Below are 3,013 nucleotides of genomic sequence, written 5' to 3'. Positions count from 1 at the left end.
AAACTCCTGGTCATCCTCAATGCAAAAGCACGCGATGCGCGCAACGAGTTCGTAATTGCAACTTGACACCCCAGATAGTCGCTCTGTCCTACCGGACATCTCCCCCGCAAGGGGGGAGATTGGACGTCATGACTGCTTTCGCCAATTTTCAACGTTGAAGAGAAAGCGGCGAGGACGAAGCTGCCAATCTCCCCCCTTGCGGGGGAGATGTCCGGCAGGACAGAGGGGGGTGCCTGGGCGCCAACCGCTCCTCCCCCTTTGCTCCTCACCTTCTCACCCGCGATTTCAGCCACCGGTCGAACGCCACCGCCAGGATCAGGATGAGCCCGATGACGATGCTTTGCGTGTAGGACGAGACGTTGTTGAACTGCAGCCCGTTTTGCAGCACGCCGATGAGCGCGGCGCCCACCACCGTGCCGCCGACAGAGCCGATGCCGCCGAACAGCGAGGTGCCGCCGATGACGACGGCCGAGATGACCGTCAGCTCGTAGCCAATACCGGCGACTGCTTCGGAGGAGTTCAGCCGCGCCGACAGCACGAAGGCGGCAAGCCCGGCAAAAAAGCCGACGATGACATAGACCGAGATCAGGATGCGGTCGACGCGCAGGCCCGACAGCCTTGCCGCCTCGGCATTGCCGCCGACGGCATAGACGGCTCGGCCGTAGCGCGTGTAGCGCAGCACGATGTGGCACAGGATGGCGGCCGCGGCGAAGATCAGCGCCGGCACCGGCACGGGGCCGATCAGCCCGGTTCCGAACCAGCGCATCGAGGCGTCGAAGCCCGAGATCGGGCCGCCGTTTGAGATGGTCAGCGTCAGCCCGCGAAACACCGTCAGCCCGCCCAGCGTGACGACGAAGGGCGGCACTTTTAGCCGGGTGATGACAAGCCCTTGCACCCCGCCGGCAGCAGCGCCCACAACGACGGCGGCCAAGAGTGCTGCGAACCAGCCGAACCCTTGCGTGCCGCTCGTCGACAGCGACAGCGTGTTGGCGGAGCCGCCCTTGGCGACCACGGCGGCGACCATACCGCAGAAGGCGAGCAGCGAACCGACCGACAGGTCGATGCCGGCGGTGAGGATGACGAAGGTCATGCCGAGCGCAATCAGCCCGGTGATCGAGATCTGCCTTGTGATGTTGAACAAATTGATCGGGTCCATGAAGCTCGGCTTCAGCACCGTGAAGACGATGATCAGCGCCACCAAGAACAGCAGCGGCCCGAAGCTCATCAAAAGCCGCGCGAAGTTGATACCGCCGCGCTGATCCTGTTCCCCCGCCACGCTCATAGTATCTCCTTGCGGTCGAGTGCCATCAGTTCCATCAGTCTTTCCTCGTTTGCCTCGACGCCCGGCATCTGGCCGGTGATGCGTCCCCGGCGCATGGTGACGATGCGGTCCGACACCGCAAGCACCTCGGGCAGCTCGGACGAAATCATCATCACCGCAATGCCGCGCGCCGCAAGCTGCACCAGGATCTGGTGCACCTCTGTCTTGGCGCCGACATCGACGCCGCGAGTCGGCTCGTCGACGATCAGCACTTTCGGATCGCGCGCCAGCCAGCGCGCCAGGATCACCTTCTGCTGGTTGCCGCCCGACAGGCCTTCGATCGCCTGCTCGGCCGAAGCCATGCGGATCGACAGCATCTTGCGAAACCCGGACAGCGCATCGCGCTCGCGCCGCTCGGCCATGAAGCCGAAACCGTTGCTGAAGCTGCCCAGCGAAGCGATGGAGAAATTCGGCAGGATGCCCAGCGCGGCAAAGATCGCCTGGTGCTTGCGGTCCTCCGGTAGCAGGCCGATGCCGAGCGCAATGGCGTCCGCGGGTGATGCCGGGGCGATCGGCTTCCCGTCGAGCGTGATGGTGCCGGCCGCGATGCGGTCGGCGCCGAAGATGGCGCGCGCCAGTTCCGTGCGGCCGGACCCCACAAGCCCGGCGACGCCGAGGATTTCACCGGCCTTGAGGTCGATGTCGACGCCGTCGAGCACGATGGCGTGGGGCGCCTCGGGGTCGCGAACGGTGCGCAGGCCGCGCACCGACAGCACGATATCGCCGGCCACCGCGCGCTGCGCCGGCCGGGCGTAGAGCTCGGACGCCGCGCGGCCGACCATCTTCTCGATGATTTTGGGCAGCGCGATCGGTCCGCCCTCGCGGTTAAGATGCCCGGCCAGCCGCCCGTCGCGCAGCACCGTCATGCGATCGCATATGGCGGACGCTTCCTCCAGCCGGTGGGTGACGAACATGATGGCGACCTTGTCCTTGCGCAGCCGATCCATGATCGACAGCAGCCGCTGCACCTCGGTCTCGGTCAGCGCCGAGGTCGGCTCGTCCATGATGATCAGCCGGCTTTTCAGCGACAGGGCGCGGGCAATCTCGACCAGTTGCTGTTCGGCCACCGACAGCGCCGACACCGGCGTCATCGGATCGATGGAGAGGCCGACGCGGGCGATGATCGAGCGCGATTCTTGCTCCATGCGCCCCCAACTCACCAGCCCGAGCGGACCGATCGGCGCGCGGCCGATAAAGATATTCTCCGCCACAGTCAGCGTCGGGATCAGGCTCAGTTCCTGGTAGATGGTGACGATGCCGAGCCGCTTGGCATCCTGCGGGCTGGATGGATGATAATCGGCACCGTCGAAAGTGATGCGGCCGCCCGACGGCGGCATGACGCCCGAGAGAATTTTCAAGAGCGTCGACTTGCCGGCGCCGTTTTCGCCCAGCAGGCCGAGGATTTCGCCGGGGCGGATGTCGAGCGAGACATCGCTTAGCGCGGTGACGCCGGCGAAATGCTTGGTGATGCCCTCGACGGCGAGCAGGACGGGTTCGGGCGATGCGGATTCAGCTGGCAAGGTTGCTCCTCTGATGCAGTTCATGCCGGCACGCTCAGCACTTGAACACCCCCCTCTGGCCTGCCGGCCATCTCCCCCGCAAGGGGGTGTTTGGACCGGAGACATCGCGAACAGGTGTGCGAGGACATCGCGAACAGTTTGGCGTGCTTTGCGCCGGGAGGTTCGCGATGCC

General features: G+C 65.4%; 2 protein-coding genes. Both read right to left on the bottom strand.

From position 1 onward, the window contains the following. Positions 1 to 265: 265 nt before the first annotated feature. Positions 266 to 1,282, bottom strand: coding sequence for an ABC transporter permease (locus NKJ37_RS31830; RefSeq protein WP_352443288.1), 1,017 nt, complete (start codon positions 1,280 to 1,282; stop codon positions 266 to 268). Then, entirely contained in the window at positions 1,279 to 2,841 is a 1,563-nt protein-coding gene (locus NKJ37_RS31825; protein WP_128305540.1) for a sugar ABC transporter ATP-binding protein, read from the bottom strand. The genes NKJ37_RS31830 and NKJ37_RS31825 overlap by 4 nt, the downstream gene beginning before the upstream one ends. Positions 2,842 to 3,013 lie beyond the last annotated feature (172 nt).

Origin of the sequence: Mesorhizobium sp. M0140 (genome assembly GCF_040322475.1) — a bacterium.
In the GTDB taxonomy this organism is placed as follows: Bacteria; Pseudomonadota; Alphaproteobacteria; order Rhizobiales; family Rhizobiaceae; genus Mesorhizobium.
This window is presented reverse-complemented; position numbering and strand designations above follow the sequence as displayed.

What these genes read in the sequence shown, in the direction of transcription:
- NKJ37_RS31830 (WP_352443288.1), bottom strand. Translation starts at nt 1,282, where the DNA reads ATGAGCGTGGCGGGGGAACAGGATCAGCGCGGCGGTATCAACTTCGCG.